A 14,641-nucleotide genomic window follows, 5' to 3' on the forward strand; every position below is an offset into this window, starting at 1 on the left:
GACCATGAACACCCGCACCCTGTTCCGCCAGTACGGCGTCGCCCTCCGCGCGATGCTCGTCTTCACCGCCGTCCTCGGCGTGGCCTACACGGCCGCCGTCACCGGGATCGGCCAGCTCGTCCCCGGCGGTGAGGCGGACGGTTCCGCCGTCCGGGTCGACGGGCGGACCGTCGGCTCGTCGCTCATCGGGCAGTCGTTCACCGACGCCGATGGTGCCGCCCTGCCCGAGTGGTTCCAGTCGCGGCCCTCGGCCGCCGGCGACGGCTACGACGCCTCGGCGTCGAGCGGCAGCAACCTCGGTCCCGAGAACCCGGACCTCGTCGCCGCCGTCGAGGAGCGACGGGCGGCGATCGCCGAGAGCGACGGCGTCGCCCCGGAGGACGTCCCCGTCGACGCGCTCACCGCCTCCGCGTCCGGGCTCGACCCGCACATCAGCCCCGAGTACGCGCGCATCCAGGTCGATCGGGTCGCCGCGGCACGGGACCTGCCGGTCGCGGACGTCGAGGCGCTCGTCGAGGAGCACACCCAGGGCCGGGACCTCGGCTACCTGGGCGAGCCCACCGTGAACGTGCTCGAGCTCAACGCAGCCCTGGCCGAGACGGGACGCTGAGGCCGGCGCGCCGCGACCTCCAGGTCAGTCGTAGACGCGGCCCAGCACCCACCCGCCGTCGGTGCCGAGGACGACCTCGAACATGTGGGTCGTGTCGTCGTCGTCGGTGGCCTGGAAACGCCAGCCGACGAAGCGACGGGGCGGGTGCGTGATGAAGGGGGGCGTCACGGCCGGCTCGACCCGCAGCTCGGTCGGGGTGTCGCTCACCCGCCACCGTCGGCAGGACCAGACCAGCCGCGCCGGCAGGTCGCGCTCGAACCACAGCGCGACGGGCTCGTGGGTGGTCTGGGTGCTCATGTCGTCCTCCTGCACGTTCGAACGTGTGTTCGAACGGATCGAGTGTAGGTCAGGCCGGGAGGGCGGGCAACCAGATCACGATCGTCTTCCCGGACAGGGGGTCGAGCGGGGTGCCCGGGGCTGGATATGATCCGGCGTGACCCGGTGATCCGACCGCCCGGTCCACGAAGGGGACGACCGTGAGCACACCGATCGAGCCGGGCGCACCCGAGCAGCGACCGCAGGGATGGCAGCAGCCCGAGCAGCCGCAGCAGCAGCCGCAGCCGCAGCAGCAGCCGCAGGGGTGGCCCCAGCCCGGGTCTGAGTCGCCCGGGTGGCCGCAGCAGCAGCAGCAGCAGCCCCAGCCCCAGCCCCAGCCGCAGGCCCAGGCCCCCTGGCAGGCGTGGCCGACGCAGGACCCCTACGCCGCGTCTCCCGCGTTCCTCCCCGCCCTGCCGTCGCAGCCGTCGAGGACCCCCTGGGTCCTCGCGATCGTCGGTGCGGCGGTCGTCGCCCTGATCGTCGGCGGCGGGGCCGGCCTGCTCGGCGGGATGTCGCTCGCCGGCGGGGCGGCCGGCTACGGATACGACGACGGTTCGTCGTACGCCGACGAGGACCCCACCACGTACTTCGGCTCGGACGCCGTCTACGGCGACTACCTCTACCCCCTCGACTTCTCGGGCGTGACCGGCGTCGACGGGCTCGACGTCGGCACCTGCTTCACCGTCGGCGACCTCGGTCGCGAGGGCACCGGCGACGTCGAGACCGCCTCGTGCGACGAGGCCCACGACGAAGAGGCCTACCTGGTGGACGAGCTGGACGGCGGGGCGTTCCCCGGCGGCTACGAGGTCCTGGACGAGGCGGCCGACCTCTGCGACGCGGCCTTCAGCGACTACGTCGGGGCCTCGTACGACGAGTCCCTCGCCGACTACGGCGTGCTCGCCCCCACCGAGAAGGGCTGGGACGACGGCGAGCGCTCGGTCGTCTGCTACGCGTACACCTACGGCACGACCCGCGTCGGCAGCCTGGCGGACTCGGGCGTCTAGGCCGGGACTCCCGGCTCGGCGTGGGTCTCGTGCCGCGCCTCGGCGGCGGTGACGCCCCCGAGCGACCTCACCACGGCCGGCGCGATCGCCTGCCCCCAGCGTCGGTGCATGGTGGCCCACGACAGCAGCTCCTGGTGGTACATCCCCTCGGACCGCCACTCGGGGAACGGCACCCAGGACGCGCCGGGCGTGGTCAGGGCGACCCGGGCCGTCAGCGCGTTCAGCCGTTCGATCTGGCGGGTCAGCAGTCGCTTGGCGACCGGGGGGATCGGCCGGAACTCGGCCATCGGCGGGATGCCGACGTAGACCATGCGGCAGTCGGGGCCGGCCGTCTCGCGCACCCGGTCGGCGAGACGGCGGAGGTCGGCCTCCCAGGAGGCGCCCCCGGTCGCCAGCAGGACGTCACAGATGCCGAGCAGCACCACCGCCGCCTCCGCGGGCTCGGTCGGCAGCTCGACGCAGGCGGCCTCGGCGGCGGTGAGCACGGGTGCCGAGACCTCGCGCCAGGTGACGCCGCGGCCCCGGGCCGAGCCGACGAGGCGGGCGGTCTGGCTGGCGCAGGTCAGGTCGTGCGCGAGCACGCCGAAGCCCTCGACGGCGATGCTGCCGACGAAGAGCAGGTGCACGGGGTCCGGGCCGTCGACGGTCATGCGGCGGGCGTCGCGGGGGTAGGGCGCCCGCGCCACCTCGCGCCGGTACAGCGCGAGGTGCAGGCGGAAGAGGGGCTGGGAGGCGCGCAGGACGGCCGCGATCAGGCGGCCGTGCGGGCGGGGGGTCGGGGTCTCGACCAGGGGCATGTGCGTTCGCAATCCGTGCAGTGCAGGAGGCGCGGCCTCCGCCGGTCTCGTCCCGAGACCGAGGTCAGTCTGCCGGTCCCCCGAAATGAGGACATTCCCCTTTCGGGGGTGGGTGGCGCAGAAGGCCGGGAAATCAGGCCTCGGGGCTGGCGTCGTCGACGACGGAGAGGGGGCGCTGTCCGCAATGCGAACAGCCCGGTCGAGTAGTTAGAGGGACTAGCTATCCCGTGGTTTCATTCCTGTGCACCAACTTCACGGGCGGTGCGGGATGCGACCGGGTCGCGCCCCCTCCGGCAACAGCATCACGGGCAGGCAGCACAGGGCTGCCGAGATCGGACACACCTTGACACTCCTCACGCCGTCGCGTCGCCGCATCGACGCGGACCACAGCCCCTTCTCCGAGGTCCGCGAGACCGAACGCCAGGCGACCCTCTTCGTCATCGCCACGGCAGCCGTCGGCGCCAGCGCGAGCCTCGTCGCCGCGCTCTTCCTCAGCAACGGGCTCTTCCTGTGAACGACGACCTCGTCTACGTCGAACTCGCCCCCACCGAGCCCCTCGACCTGTCGACGCTCTTCGAGGCCGAGGCGGCCTGACCCCTCGAGGCGGCCCGACCCCTCAGGCGGCCCGAGCCGTCCAGGCGGCCCGTGTTGGCGGGCCGGCCACCGCGGGACGTGACGTCCATGCGGTTCCGAGCCGGCGCCTCCTACCCTTGACGCCATGCAGACCCTCGACCCGGCGCGCGCCGATCCGGCCTCACGGCTCGACAGTCGGTACGGCCGGCGGCCGGGCCGAACCCGTCGATCGCGACTGATCGCTCTCGTCGCGGGTGCCGTCGTGGCCGTCGTGGTGGCGGCCTGGGTCGTGCTCGTCGCGTTCGACGGCGACTCGGCCGAGCTCGAGGTGAGCCACTACGGCTTCACCGTCGCGGGCGACGACGCCGTCCAGGTGCAGTACACGATCAACGTCGCGGGCGGCACGGACGTCGGCTGCGCGGTGCAGGCGCTGAACGAGAACCGCGCGGTGGTCGGGTGGAAGGTCGTCGACCTGCCCGCGGTCGACACGTTCACCCAGACCTACACGACCTCGCTCGTGACCAGCGAGCGAGCCGTGACCGGTTCGGCCTACCGCTGCTGGGTGCTCTGACCGGCACCTCCACGAACGACGCGACCCGCGCCTCCTGCAGGAGGCGCGGGTCGCGTTCGTCAGGCGGCGTCACCGCCCGGCCGGGTCAGGAGGCCTGCGGCACCCGGTTCGCCTTCGCCAGGTTGGCGACGAGCTCGTCCTTCGTCTGACGGACGACGTAGGCCGGGCGGTCGCGCTCGACGCGCCAGCTCTCGGACAACGGGCTGACGTCGACGGTGTCGAAGCCGAGCTCGTCGTAGAGGTCGGTCATCAGCGCGACGGCCTCGGGGGAGTCGCTCGACGTGGCCAGCGCGCGGCGGTCGGGGGTGCCGGCCGGGGCGGTGTCGGTCGTGATGTCGTCGGCCGGGATGTGGTTGAAGCCCTTGACGACCGTGCTGGTGGGCAGGTGGCGCTGCAGCATCTCGGCGGTCGTGTCGGTGCCCTCGTCGAGCGCGGTGATGTGGCCGTCGCGCTCGAAGTAGTAGTTGTTCGTGTCGATCACGGTCTTGCCCGCGAGCGGCTCGACGGGCACCTGGTCGACGTTCTTGAGGGGGACGGTGACGACGACGACGTCGCCCGCTTCGCCGGCCTCGGTCGCCGTGGCGGCCCGGGCCTTGGGGCCGAGGTCGGCCACGAGGTCGGCCAGGGTCTCGGGGCCGCGCGAGTTGCTGATCACGACGTCGTGGCCGTGGGCGATGACCGCCCGGGCGACCTGGCTGCCGATGTTGCCTGCTCCGATGATTCCGTAAGTTGTCATGCGCAACGCAACCGATGGCCCGCCCGATGCCTTCCCGACGACGGCGTTCTCCCAGGGCATCGCAAGGTCCGGTCCGCTCGCGCCGGGGTCCCCGGGCGGTGGGCGTGACCTCGTCGTGATGCGATCGTCATCCGCCGGACCGTCACGAGATCGCCCCGCATGCGACAGGATGGACCACACACCAGTCACGAGGGGGAGGCGATGGCCGCGCCACAGCAGGACGACGCGCTCGATCGCGTCCTCGCCGAGCGCTACCGCCTGCAGTCCGTCGTGGGCCGGGGCGGCATGGCGACCGTCTACAAGGCCGTCGACGAGAGCCTCAACCGCACGGTCGCGATCAAGGTCTTCCACAGCGCGATGGTCGACCCGGCCCGACAAGAGGCCGAGCTCGGCGTGCTGTCGAGCCTCGAGCACCACGGCCTCGTCGGTCTCTTCGACGCCGGCGTCGAGCAGGGGCCGAACGGTCCGCAACGCTTCCTCGTGATGCCGCTGATCGCCGGCCTCAACCTCGAAGACCGTCTGCGGCACGGCGCGCTCGCCCCGCGGCACATCGCCGAGATCGGCTACGACATGGCCGAGGCGCTCGACTACATCCACGGCCACGCGGTCGTGCACCGCGACATCAAGCCGTCGAACATCCTGCTCGTCGACTACGGCGACCACGAGGCGGCCCGCGCCCGGGCCAAGCTCGCCGACTTCGGCATCGCCCTCACCGAGGACGTCGAACGACTCACCGCCGAGGGGGTCACCACCGGCACCGCGGCGTACCTCAGCCCCGAGCAGGCCGTGGGCGGCCAGGTCGGTCCCCCGAGCGACGTCTACAGCCTCGGTCTGGTGCTGCTGCAGTGCTTCACGCGTCGACGCGAGTTCCCGGGGTCGCTCGTCGAGTCGGCCGTGGCCCGGCTGTCGCGCGACCCGGTGCTGCCCGACCCGCTGCCCGAGCACTGGCGTCACGCCTTGCGGGCGATGACCCGCCGGGACCCCGCCGAGCGGCCGACGCGGGCCGAGCTCGTCGCGATGATGCGCGACGTGGTCATCACCGAGACGACCGAGCACCGCGACGCCGTGGGCGACCTGTCGACCGGCGACGGCTCGATGCGCGGGGGCGACACCGAGCCGTTCGACCACAGCGAGGTGCTCGACACCCTGCCCAACGAGGCGCTCGACCGCGTCACCGCCATGGCGGCCCGCCTGTTCTCGGCGCCCATCGCCCTGGCGACCGTCATCGACGACGACCGCACGTGGTTCACGACCCACTACGACCCCGCCGTGGGCGACATCGCCCGGCACATCGACCTCTCGCTCGGGGCCGTCCACTCGTCCGAGCCGCTGGTCATCGAGGACGCCGCGACCGACCGTCGCGTGGCGTCGAGCCCGCTGGTCACCGGTCCGCTCGGCATGCGGTTCTACGTCAGCGTGCCCCTCACCCGGCGCGACGGCCACACGATCGGCACCCTCTCGGTGATCGGGCGCGAGCCGGGCACGGCCAGTGACGAGCAGGTCGCTAACCTCGCCGACCTCGCGGCGCTCGTCGTCGCCCAGCTCGAGCTGCGACAAGAGAGCCTGCGCATCGCCGGCACGACCACCGGCAGCGTCCCGCACGCTGAGCGCGTCGACCTCGACTCCCGCACCCGGAGCCCGTCCGACCGCTGACGTGCGGCAGACTTGCCCGGTGACCGTCGAGCTCGTGCCCTCCGCCGCGAGCCGGCCCACCGCGAGGCAGCCCTCCGCGACCGGGGCCGCCCCCGGGGCCACGGCGACCGGGGCCGCCCCCGTGCCCGCCCGCGTCGCCGCCTTCCCCCGCCTGCGCTACATGGGCTCGAAGTACGCGCTGCTGCCCGTGCTGCACGACGTCTTCTCGAGCGTCGCGCCCGTGTCGAGCCGCGAACCCGGAGGCCGAGGAGGCGCGGTGCGGCCCTCGACCGCGATCGACGCCTTCAGCGGGTCCGGCGTCGTCTCGTACCTGATGAAGGCGGAAGGTCGCCAGGTCGTGAGCAACGACTTCCTGGCGTTCCCCGCGGTCATCGCCCGCGCCTCCGTCGTCAACGGGTCGACGACGCTGTCCGACGAGCTCGTCGACGAGATCTGCGGCCCGCCCGCGGACGACCGCGACGTCGTCCGCCGCACCTTCGACGGCGTGTTCTTCTCGGCCGACGACCGGGCGTTCCTCGACTCGGCCTGGTCGCACGTCGACCGGCTCGTCGGTGCCGAGCGCGACCTCGCGATCGCGGGCCTCGTGCTGGCCGCGGCGCGCAAGCAGCCCCGGGGCGTCTTCACCTTCACCGGGGCGCGCTACGACGACGGACGCCGCGACCTGCGGCTGACCATGGCCGAGCAGTTCCGGGCGGCCGTCCGGGCCTACGGCGCCACCGTGTTCGACGACGGGCTCGCGCACGAGGCCGTCGAGGGCGACGTCGCCGACCTCGGGCGACCACCCGCCGACCTGGTGTACCTCGATCCGCCCTACGCGCCTCCTCGGGACGACACGGACTACATGAAGCGGTACCACTTCCTGCAGGGGCTGGCCGTGTACTGGCGGGGGCAGACGATCATGACCGAGACCAAGACGAAGAAGATCGCCAAGCTGTTCACGCCGTTCGCCTACCCGCGCACGGTCGACGACGCCCTCGTGCGCACCTTCGAGCAGTTCGCCGACGCCGGAGCGCTCGTGCTGTCGTACTCGTCGAACGCCGTGCCGAGCCGCGAGCGCATCGAGCAGCTGATGCGCACGGTCAAGCCGCACGTCGAGGTGCGCGTGGTCGACCACACCTACAGCTTCGGCACGCACCGCGCGGCGACCCGCACGGCGGCCACCGAGTACGTCTTCGTCGGGAGGGACCGACCGTGACGATCCCCACCTTCGACGAGTACGTCGCCTCGCTCGGCCGCATGACCCCGCACGTCGACCCGACCGCTCCGTCGGCCGCGGCGACCGACCTCGGCCGGGCCGCGGCGAGCCTCGGCGACCTGCCCGTCGTCGACCGCGACCACCTCGCCGAGTGGACCCGGCAGCACCCGGCGTGGGTGCCCGCCCTCGGCCTGGCCGTCGGGCTGTCGCAGGAGAAGCTGCGCAATTCGCTGCGGCACGCCTTCGACACCCCCAGCTGGCTGACGCTCGCGCGGGGACGGGCCGACGAACTGGTCGCCCACCTCGACGACGAGTTCGAGCTCGTCCGTCTCGTCGCGTCCCAGCGGCACCGCACGTACGACTTCGGCGACCTGCTCTCGGCCCGGGCCGGCACCCGGGCGTCGGCGATCCGCGCCGGGGTGTCGGGTCGGCGGCTCGAGGACGAGATCGAGGCCATCGCCCGTGACCTCGGACTCGCCTGCGGCACGCGGACGCGGTTCACCGGCCGGGCGAACCGCACGGCGCCGTGCGACCTGGTGATCCCCTCGGCGGAGGAGCCCGCCATCGTGGTCGCGGCGAAGGGGTTCGACTCGACCGGTTCGAAGCTGACCGACGCCGTCCGCGAGATCGAGGAGATGGCCGACGTGCGGCTGCCCCGACAGACCGTCATGGCCGTGATCGACGGCATCGGCTGGAAGAGCCGTCAGGCCGACCTCAAGCGCATCCACCAGCTCTGGGTCGACCAGCAGATCGACGGGCTCTACACGCTGTCGACGCTCGACCGCTTCCGGGTCGACCTGGCCGACGCCGCACGCCTGCGCCGCCTCATCCCCTAGGCCGCGGCCCGCGGCCCGCGGCCCGCGGCCCGCGGCCGAGGCGGGTCAGGCGGGTCAGGCGGCGGCGTGGGGTGCGTCGCGCGTGCCGACCCCGTGGCGGTCGAACGCCCGGCCGAGGTCGAGCAGCGTGTCGGCGAGGGCACCGTGTCGCGACGCCGGCACGACCTCGGCGAACGCGGCGGCGTAGGCGCTCGCGATGGCCGTCGTGACCTCGACGCCGCGTGGCGTGCGGCTGACGATGACGCTGCGGCGGTCGTCCGGGTTGCGGCGCCGGTCGAGGTGCCCGGCGTCGACGAGGCGGTCGACGAGGTTGGTCATCGCGCCCGACGAGAGGTCGAGGTGCTCGGCCGCCCGCTTCGGGGTGACCAGGTCGCCGGTGGCCCACACGTAGAAGAGGAACCGGATGTCGGTGTCGCCCAGCCCGAAGAGGTCGCCCTGGTGGTCGAGCACCCGCGAGTGGTTCAGCATCAACAGGCGGAACGAGTCGAGCAGGCGGCCGAGGTCGCCGGGGGCGAGGCCGGGGTCGGGCGTGAGGCCGGGGCCGGTGATGAGGCCGGGGTCGGCCCGGGGTGGGGAGATGAGCAAGGGGGTCCTCCGTGACGCGTGTGGGCGTGCCGTCCATGGCACCGGCTCAGTCAACAAGAATCTCGACGATCGTGACACCCCCACCACTGGGGACATGGTTCGCCTTGCGTGCCTCTCGGAGTCCAAGTAATTTGATTGTCGTACCACTTGAGAACAACGACCACTCGAAACCGGAACGGTTCGGGAGGTGAGCTTCTCACCGGCGAAGCCCCTGAATCACCTCGCCGGGGTGGCCCCCGACATCCCCCCTTTCCACCCTCTCGCCCTGGAGCACACCATGTCCCGTCCCACGCCCCGCATCGCCCGCATCGCCGCCTGGATCGCCATCCCCGCCGCCCTCGTCGCCTCGGGCATCGTCGTCTCCACGGCGTCGTACTCGGCCTTCTCGTCGACCACGGTCAACCCCACCAGCAACTGGACCGCCGGCACCGTCGCCCTGACCGACGACGACAGCAACACCGCGCTCTTCACCGCCACGAACCTCAAGCCCGGCCAGACCGGCAGCAACTGCATCGCCGTCACCAGCACGGGCTCGCTCGCCTCGGCCGTCAAGCTCTACGGGACGGGCGCCGCCACGACCAACAACCTCGCGTCGAACATCACGCTGAGCGTCGTGCAGGGCACCGGCGGCGGCTTCGGCTCGTGCACCGGCTTCACCCCGCTCTCCGCGGGCTCGAGCCTCTACAACGGCACGCTGGCCGCCTTCGGTACCAGCTACACCAACTACTCCAACGGCGTCGGCACCTGGGCCCCCACCGGCACCGCGTCCGAGACCCGCACCTACCAGGTGACCTACACCGTCTCGAACACCGCCCCCAACACGACCCAGGGCGGCACCGCGAGCCTCGGCCTCACCTGGGAGGCCCAGAACAGCTGAGGCCCGTCCCGCGGCTGACCCCCGCGTCACGGCGACACCGCACCAGCACCGCGCACCACCGCACCAGGCGGCCCGAGACCGCATCATCCGCACCACCCCCGAGCAGAGGCACCCATGAGCACGATCGACCTGAAACTGCGGCCCACCACCGCGGCCGCGGCCTCGATCACCGTGCCCCTGGGTGCCTCTCGCCCGTGGCTCGACTGGACGCGCCTGGCCCTCGGCACCGCGTCACGCGTCGTGCTCTACTCGCTGCTCGGCCTGATGGTCTACGCGGCCGCCCCCGCCGCCCTCGGCTGGAGCCCCACGACCGTGATGACCGGCTCGATGGAGCCCCGCATCCACCCCGGCGACGTCGTCGTCGCGAAGCCCGTGGCGGCGTCCGACGTGCACCGTGGTCAGGTCCTCCTCTTCGACGACCCCGACCAGGCCGGGCACCTGCGGCTGCACCGCTACCACGACAACGGCCAGGCCGGGCAGATCGTCACCAAGGGCGACGCCAACCTGAGCGTCGACTCGACGCCGATCGAGCGCAGCGCCGTCATCGGCGTCGGGTTCCTGCGCGTGCCGTACGTCGGAACGCCCTTCGTCTGGGCCGCGGCCCACCAGTACGGCCACCTGCTGGTCACCGGCGGACTGCTGATCCTCGTCGTCCTGCTCAGCCGCAACGACCGGTACCTGCTGCGTGACGAGCGTTCCGCGTCGCCTCGGGTGACCGTCCCCGCCGGCCGCCGCGTCCAGCGTCGTCGCGAGCGGCGCCTCCGTCGCCTGAGGACCGCAGGAGGCGCGATCGGCCTGGCAGCGATCGGTGGCGGTCTCGCACTCACCCTCGTCGTGTCCGGTGGCGCGCACGCCGCGTTCGCCGCCCCGACCGCCAACCCGACCTCGAGCTTCGGTGCCGGGAACTACGACTGCCTGCAGGACACCTACAACTCGCAGACCTCGTACGGTTTCCCGTACAACGAGACGTCCGGCACGACCACCACCGACGGCAGCTCGTTCGCCCGAGTGGGCACCCTGAGCGGCGGGGCGACGTTCGTCGCCGGCTCGTGCGCCACCAACCAGAGCCCCTACCTGCAGCTCGACGGCACGGGTCAGGTCACGACCGCGGTCAACCTCACCGGCCAGGCCGCCTTCACGATCGAGACCTGGTTCCGCACGACCAGCACGGCCGGGGGCACCCTGGCCGCCTTCACGACGGCACAGACCGGCACGAACACGACCGCCGACCGCGCGCTGTACCTGACCACGGCGGGCAAGATCGTCCTCGGCGTGCGCCCCACCACGACCACGACCAAGGCGACGACGACGCCCGCCTCGTACAACGACGGCGCCTGGCACCACGTGGTCGCCACCCTCTCGGGCACGAGCACGGTGGTCTACGTCGACGGCGTCGCCGTCGTCACCGACAGCACGAACAAGACCGTGCAGACGGCCACCGGTTACTGGCGGGTCGGCTACGCCCCGCTCAGCGGGCTGCCGTCGGCTCCGACCAACGGCTACTTCGTCGGCTCGGTCGACGGCACGACGATCTACAACAACTCGGCCCAGAGCGCCTCGGCCGTGCAGGCCCGGTACGCGGCCGGCCACTGAGCGACCGCAGCGGGTCTGCTCAGCCGGCCAGCGCCTCCTCGATCACCGCGACGACCTCGGGGGCGTCGGGCTCGGTCGTGGGACGGAAGCGGTGCACGGCGCCGCCGGGCGTGATCACGAACTTCTCGAAGTTCCACTTGACGCGGCCGGCCTTGCCGTCGGCATCGGTGGCCTTCTTCAGCTCGGTGTAGAGCGGGTGCTCACCCCGACCGTTGACCTTGACCTTCTCCATCATCGGGAAGGTCACGCCCCAGGTCGCCGAGCAGTACTCCTCGATGGCCTCGCCGCTCGAGAGCTCCTGGAAGAACTGGTTGCTGGGGAAGCCCAGCACCGTGAAGCCCTGCTCGCCGTACTGCTTCTGCAGCGCCTCGAGCTTCTCGTACTGGGGCGCGAGGCCGCAGCGGGAGGCTACGTTCACGACCATCACGACCTTGTCGGCGTAGGCGCCGAACGTGGTGGACTCGCCGCGGATCGTGGTCAGGGTGATGTCGTCGAGCGTCATGGGTCCGACCGTAGGCCCGCCCGCTGCGAGCCGGCCCTCAGGCACGTCGCCGAGCGACTGTCAACCCCCCTGGGATCGACTGGTGCGGGGTTTGGAGTGCGTGCAACAATTCGCTGAGATGGCTGCCCGCGACGACAAAATGCGCTTCGACGCGCGGGGGCGCGATCTCGACGAGGCGGTCGACATCCTGCAGGCCGGGTACAACGGCCGGGGTTTCCGCGTCGCTCCCACCGAGGCCCCTTTCTCGTTCCGCCACACCATCGTCGGCGACGGGGCGATGACCCTGCGGTCGACGATGTTCATGGGTCGCGTCGACGGGCAGGCGGCCGCGGGTGACGAGCACGTCGTCCACTGGCTGCTCGACGGGCGTTCCACGATCGACAACGGTCGCGACGAGGTGGCCGGAGCCGTCGGGCGACCGATCCTCTTCCCCGAGGGGCGGGACTTCGAGTTCACCACCGAGGACGTCAACCAGAGCCTGCTCCACCTCTCCAAGTCGGTCGTCGACGAGGTCGCGGCCGAGCAGCACGGCATCATGCCCGGCACGCTCCGCTTCGACCACGCCGCCCCCGTCTCGTCCGCCGCGATGCAGGCCTGGCACGCCACGGTCCGTCTGATCGGACGCGCCTACCTGGGCTCGGGCGAGCCCAGCGACCTGATGCGCACCGAGATGGCCCGGATGGCCGCGGTGGCCCTGCTCGACACCTTCGCCCACACCTCGAGCCAGATGCCCGCGGCGTTGCTGGCACCGCGCAACGCGAGCCTCCGCCTCGCCGTCGAATACATGCACGCCAGCGCCCACCTGCCGATCTCGGCCGTGGACATCGCCCGGGAGGCGGGGCTCACCCCGCGCGGGCTGCAACAGGCGTTCAGTCGTCACCTCGACACCACGCCCACGGCCTACCTGCGCGAGATCCGCCTCGAGCGCGTGCACGACGCGCTGCGGGCGGCCGCCCCGGACGCCACGACCGTCGCCGACGTCGCCCGACACTGGGCCTTCGCCCACCTCGGCCGGTTCTCGGCCGCGTACCAGCAGCGGTTCGGCGAGTACCCCCGCGAGACGCTGCACCGCGGCTGAGGTCGGGGGTGCCCGGAGCGTGCGGCCGCCTCGCCGCCGAGCGCGCCTCCCGGGCCGCCTCGCCGCCGAGCGCGCCTCCCGGGCTCGATCCGGCGGTCAGCGACCGATGGCGGCGTAGACGCGCAGGGCGCCCGGGACGACCTCGACCGTGACGGGCAGCGGCCCGACGCGCTCGCCGTCCGCGTAGGCGGCGACCCCGTCGGCCTCGATCACGGCCCGACGCACGCGGTGCACGGTCACGTTCGGGTGGCTCAGGTGGGTGCCGCGGAACACGCTCGGGAACAGCCGGACGAACTGCCAGCGCGTCAGCCGCTCCACCACGAGCACGTCGAGCAGCCCGTCGTCGAGCACGGCGTCGGGCGTGACCTTCATGCCGCCGCCGAGCGACTGGCCGTTGCCGACCGAGATCAGGGTGCCCTCGACCGTCGAGGCGACCCCGTCGAGCTCGAGGCGGTACGAGATGCGCGGCAGGCGCACCAGCTCGATGGCGAGCGCGACGTCGTAGCGGCGGCGCCCCTTCGGCCAGCTCAGCCGGTTGGCCCGCTCGTTCACGACGGCGTCGAAGCCGGCCGAGACCATGCAGGCGAACCAGGTGGCCCGGCCGTCGGCCTGCAGCACGCGTCCGGCGTCGATCGTGGTCGGCTCGCCCTCGAGCAGCCGGACCAGGAGGCGCGTGGCCGCCTCGGCGTCGTCGTGGGGCAGCCCGAACGCCCGGGCCGTGTCGTTGCCGGTGCCGGTCGGCACCAGTCCCAGCGGCACGTCGGTGCCCGCGACGAGGTTGGCCCCGAGGTTCACCATGCCGTCGCCGCCGACGACGATCAGGGCGTCGGGACGCTCGCCGTGGTCGGGGTCGAGCTCGCGACGGGCGGCGGCCACGAGGTCGTCGTAGCTCGACTCGGTGAGCGGCACGACCGTGTGGCCGGCACCGCGGAGCCCGGCGAGCACGCCGTCGGCGAGGTGCTTCCGGCCGCCGGCGGAGGCGCCGGGGTTGATCGCCACGACCAGGCGGAGGGGCGTCGGGGTCATGGCGTCGATCTTGCCAGCCCCGCGCGCCCCCCGCGCCCCGCGCGGGCCGCGTGACACCCCTGTTCCGGCGCGACACCCCGCGTTCCCGGGGTGTCACGCCGGGCCGGGGGTGTGACGCCGAGGCGGGTGCGACGCACGGCGGGCATACTGGACGCTGACCCACGGACGAGAGGCATCTTCACCATGAGCAGCACCCACGGCACCACGACGACCGCGACCCCGGCCCCCTACGAGCCGACCATCCGCGAGTCGCCCAACCGCGGGGCCGGCCTGTTCGTCGGCACGGTGTTCCTCCTGCTCGGCGCCATCGGGTTCCTCGTCGAGGACATGGGCACGTTCTTCTCCACGCAGGGCGCGTCGCTCTGGTTCGTCTGGAACCTCAACCCCGCGCTGGTCGTCGTCTGGGTGCTGGCCGGTGCCGCGCTGATCATCGCCGGCGCGTCGTCGCGAGCGAGCGCGCGGTACATCAACACCTGGATCGGCCTGATCTTCGTCATCTTCGGCGTCGCCGGATTCTTCCTCGAGGGCACCGACGTCAACTTCCTGGCGTTCAACCTCGGCGACAACGTCACGCACCTCGTCGGCGGCCTGCTGCTGCTCGCGACCGCCGTGGGTGCCGAGCGCCGCCGCCGCTGACCCCTGCCGCAGGGCGCCGCACCTCTCGACGCGCTGCGATCCGGCTGCACG

At 72.5% G+C, this 14,641-nt stretch carries 17 protein-coding genes; 11 read left to right on the plus strand and 6 right to left on the minus strand.

From position 1 onward, the window contains the following. Positions 1 to 4 precede the first annotated feature (4 nt). Positions 5 to 610, plus strand: a complete 606-nt coding sequence (gene kdpC, locus HQQ78_RS14895) for a potassium-transporting ATPase subunit KdpC (protein WP_173154493.1) — start codon at positions 5 to 7, stop codon at positions 608 to 610. A 24-nt stretch (positions 611 to 634) separates the two neighbouring features. Here the strand turns inward: kdpC and HQQ78_RS14900 are convergent, their stop codons facing one another. Continuing rightward, positions 635 to 907: a hypothetical protein gene (locus HQQ78_RS14900; RefSeq protein ID WP_148053659.1), complete on the minus strand. Its 273-nt coding sequence runs from the start codon at positions 905 to 907 to the stop codon at positions 635 to 637. A gap of 179 nt (positions 908 to 1,086) precedes the next feature. On the opposite strand from HQQ78_RS14900, the gene HQQ78_RS16540 reads away from it, so the two are divergent. Beyond that, positions 1,087 to 1,932: a septum formation family protein gene (locus tag HQQ78_RS16540; protein WP_173154496.1), complete on the plus strand. Its 846-nt coding sequence runs from the start codon at positions 1,087 to 1,089 to the stop codon at positions 1,930 to 1,932. Here the strand turns inward: HQQ78_RS16540 and HQQ78_RS14910 are convergent. Next, entirely contained in the window at positions 1,929 to 2,729 is an 801-nt protein-coding gene (locus HQQ78_RS14910) for a GDSL-type esterase/lipase family protein (RefSeq protein ID WP_173154498.1), read from the minus strand. The genes HQQ78_RS16540 and HQQ78_RS14910 overlap by 4 nt on opposite strands. Before the next feature lie 343 nt (positions 2,730 to 3,072). On the opposite strand from HQQ78_RS14910, the gene HQQ78_RS14915 reads away from it, so the two are divergent. Both HQQ78_RS14915 and HQQ78_RS14920 read left to right on the plus strand, forming a co-directional pair. Further along, a complete protein-coding gene (locus HQQ78_RS14915) occupies positions 3,073 to 3,243 on the plus strand; it encodes a hypothetical protein (RefSeq protein ID WP_173154500.1) in 171 nt (56 codons plus the stop codon). Positions 3,244 to 3,447: 204 nt separating this feature from the next. Then, positions 3,448 to 3,873: a DUF4307 domain-containing protein gene (locus HQQ78_RS14920; protein WP_056049814.1), complete on the plus strand. Its 426-nt coding sequence runs from the start codon at positions 3,448 to 3,450 to the stop codon at positions 3,871 to 3,873. Between the two features lie 85 nt (positions 3,874 to 3,958). Here the strand turns inward: HQQ78_RS14920 and HQQ78_RS14925 are convergent, their stop codons facing one another. Next, positions 3,959 to 4,669, minus strand: a complete 711-nt coding sequence (locus HQQ78_RS14925) for an NADPH-dependent F420 reductase (RefSeq protein ID WP_256415794.1) — start codon at positions 4,667 to 4,669, stop codon at positions 3,959 to 3,961. A 141-nt stretch (positions 4,670 to 4,810) separates the two neighbouring features. On the opposite strand from HQQ78_RS14925, the gene HQQ78_RS14930 reads away from it, so the two are divergent. Genes HQQ78_RS14930 through HQQ78_RS14940 form a run of 3 tightly spaced genes read left to right on the plus strand, consistent with a single transcriptional unit; the run spans position 4,811 to position 8,293 of the window. Further along, positions 4,811 to 6,262 (plus strand): GAF domain-containing serine/threonine-protein kinase, encoded by a 1,452-nt coding sequence (locus tag HQQ78_RS14930; protein ID WP_082460653.1) that lies wholly within the window; start codon positions 4,811 to 4,813, stop codon positions 6,260 to 6,262. Between the two features lie 19 nt (positions 6,263 to 6,281). Next, positions 6,282 to 7,457, plus strand: a complete 1,176-nt coding sequence (locus HQQ78_RS14935) for a DNA adenine methylase (protein ID WP_371740413.1) — start codon at positions 6,282 to 6,284, stop codon at positions 7,455 to 7,457. Beyond that, positions 7,454 to 8,293, plus strand: coding sequence for a hypothetical protein (locus tag HQQ78_RS14940; RefSeq protein ID WP_371740412.1), 840 nt, complete (start codon positions 7,454 to 7,456; stop codon positions 8,291 to 8,293). Before HQQ78_RS14935 ends, HQQ78_RS14940 begins: the two co-directional genes overlap by 4 nt. A 54-nt stretch (positions 8,294 to 8,347) precedes the next feature. On the opposite strand, the gene HQQ78_RS14945 is transcribed toward HQQ78_RS14940, so the two are convergent. After that, a complete protein-coding gene (locus HQQ78_RS14945; protein WP_159825878.1) occupies positions 8,348 to 8,878 on the minus strand; it encodes a MarR family winged helix-turn-helix transcriptional regulator in 531 nt (176 codons plus the stop codon). Between the two features lie 277 nt (positions 8,879 to 9,155). On the opposite strand from HQQ78_RS14945, the gene HQQ78_RS14950 reads away from it, so the two are divergent. Next, on the plus strand, positions 9,156 to 9,755 hold the full coding sequence (locus HQQ78_RS14950; protein ID WP_056049806.1) for a hypothetical protein: 600 nt from the start codon (positions 9,156 to 9,158) through the stop codon (positions 9,753 to 9,755). Between the two features lie 114 nt (positions 9,756 to 9,869). After that, a complete protein-coding gene (locus tag HQQ78_RS14955; RefSeq protein WP_173154502.1) occupies positions 9,870 to 11,348 on the plus strand; it encodes a signal peptidase I in 1,479 nt (492 codons plus the stop codon). Positions 11,349 to 11,367: 19 nt separating this feature from the next. Here HQQ78_RS14955 and HQQ78_RS14960 read toward each other — a convergent pair whose 3' ends face one another. Continuing rightward, complete coding sequence (locus HQQ78_RS14960; RefSeq protein WP_056049801.1) at positions 11,368 to 11,850, minus strand: glutathione peroxidase; 483 nt, start codon at positions 11,848 to 11,850, stop codon at positions 11,368 to 11,370. Between the two features lie 118 nt (positions 11,851 to 11,968). On the opposite strand from HQQ78_RS14960, the gene HQQ78_RS14965 reads away from it, so the two are divergent. Beyond that, positions 11,969 to 12,928, plus strand: a complete 960-nt coding sequence (locus tag HQQ78_RS14965) for a helix-turn-helix domain-containing protein (RefSeq protein ID WP_056049799.1) — start codon at positions 11,969 to 11,971, stop codon at positions 12,926 to 12,928. A 96-nt stretch (positions 12,929 to 13,024) separates the two neighbouring features. Here HQQ78_RS14965 and HQQ78_RS14970 read toward each other — a convergent pair whose 3' ends face one another. Continuing rightward, positions 13,025 to 13,954, minus strand: coding sequence for a diacylglycerol kinase family protein (locus tag HQQ78_RS14970; protein WP_043595950.1), 930 nt, complete (start codon positions 13,952 to 13,954; stop codon positions 13,025 to 13,027). A gap of 183 nt (positions 13,955 to 14,137) precedes the next feature. Here HQQ78_RS14970 and HQQ78_RS14975 point away from each other — a divergent pair, with 183 nt between their 5' ends. Then, complete coding sequence (locus HQQ78_RS14975) at positions 14,138 to 14,590, plus strand: DUF4383 domain-containing protein (RefSeq protein ID WP_159825625.1); 453 nt, start codon at positions 14,138 to 14,140, stop codon at positions 14,588 to 14,590. Positions 14,591 to 14,641: the final 51 nt, after the last annotated feature.

Origin of the sequence: Frigoribacterium sp. VKM Ac-2859 (genome assembly GCF_013204925.1) — a bacterium.
Classification (GTDB): Bacteria; Actinomycetota; Actinomycetes; order Actinomycetales; family Microbacteriaceae; genus Frigoribacterium.

Coding starts and splice junctions, on each gene's coding strand:
- HQQ78_RS14965 (WP_056049799.1), top strand. CDS start 11,969: ATGGCTGCCCGCGACGACAAAATGCGCTTCGACGCGCGGGGGCGCGAT.
- HQQ78_RS14925 (WP_256415794.1), bottom strand. CDS start 4,669: ATGCCCTGGGAGAACGCCGTCGTCGGGAAGGCATCGGGCGGGCCATCG.
- HQQ78_RS14900 (WP_148053659.1), bottom strand. CDS start 907: ATGAGCACCCAGACCACCCACGAGCCCGTCGCGCTGTGGTTCGAGCGC.
- HQQ78_RS14970 (WP_043595950.1), bottom strand. CDS start 13,954: ATGACCCCGACGCCCCTCCGCCTGGTCGTGGCGATCAACCCCGGCGCC.
- HQQ78_RS14920 (WP_056049814.1), top strand. CDS start 3,448: ATGCAGACCCTCGACCCGGCGCGCGCCGATCCGGCCTCACGGCTCGAC.
- HQQ78_RS14950 (WP_056049806.1), top strand. CDS start 9,156: ATGTCCCGTCCCACGCCCCGCATCGCCCGCATCGCCGCCTGGATCGCC.
- HQQ78_RS14955 (WP_173154502.1), top strand. CDS start 9,870: ATGAGCACGATCGACCTGAAACTGCGGCCCACCACCGCGGCCGCGGCC.
- HQQ78_RS14930 (WP_082460653.1), top strand. CDS start 4,811: ATGGCCGCGCCACAGCAGGACGACGCGCTCGATCGCGTCCTCGCCGAG.
- HQQ78_RS14975 (WP_159825625.1), top strand. CDS start 14,138: ATGAGCAGCACCCACGGCACCACGACGACCGCGACCCCGGCCCCCTAC.
- HQQ78_RS14960 (WP_056049801.1), bottom strand. CDS start 11,850: ATGACGCTCGACGACATCACCCTGACCACGATCCGCGGCGAGTCCACC.
- kdpC (WP_173154493.1), top strand. CDS start 5: ATGAACACCCGCACCCTGTTCCGCCAGTACGGCGTCGCCCTCCGCGCG.
- HQQ78_RS14910 (WP_173154498.1), bottom strand. CDS start 2,729: ATGCCCCTGGTCGAGACCCCGACCCCCCGCCCGCACGGCCGCCTGATC.